1 pseudogene is annotated in these 367 nt (G+C 49.6%); it reads right to left on the bottom strand.

Features of this window, described 5'->3' with window-relative positions:
* A pseudogene (locus OH456_RS25945) lies at positions 1–367 on the bottom strand (transketolase); the annotation flags it as partial.

Genomic DNA, 367 nt, shown 5'->3' with positions numbered 1-367 from the left:
GTCTACTGCAGGAATTACGTGCCAGCCGTATGCTTCGAAGCGCTTAGGTGTATCGTCAGAGAACCAACCTTCCACTTCACCATCGATAGAAATACCGTTGTCATCCCAGAAAGCAATCAGCTTACCTAGACCTAGCGTACCTGCTAGAGAACATGCTTCGTGAGAGATACCTTCCATCAGACAGCCGTCACCCATGAAGACATAAGTGAAGTGGTCAACGATGTCGTGGCCTTCTTTGTTGAACTGAGCTGCAAGAGATTTCTCAGCAATCGCCATACCAACCGCGTTGGTAATGCCTTGACCTAGAGGACCAGTCGTCGTCTCGATACCTGGTGCATAGCCGTACTCTGGGTGACCTGGTGTTTTT

The sequence above is a fragment of the Vibrio sp. La 4.2.2 genome (assembly GCF_027586995.1).
GTDB classification, from domain to species: Bacteria; Pseudomonadota; Gammaproteobacteria; order Enterobacterales; family Vibrionaceae; genus Vibrio; species Vibrio mediterranei.
The sequence above is the reverse complement of the archived record's forward strand: the minus strand, read 5'-3'. Positions and strand labels throughout refer to the sequence as shown.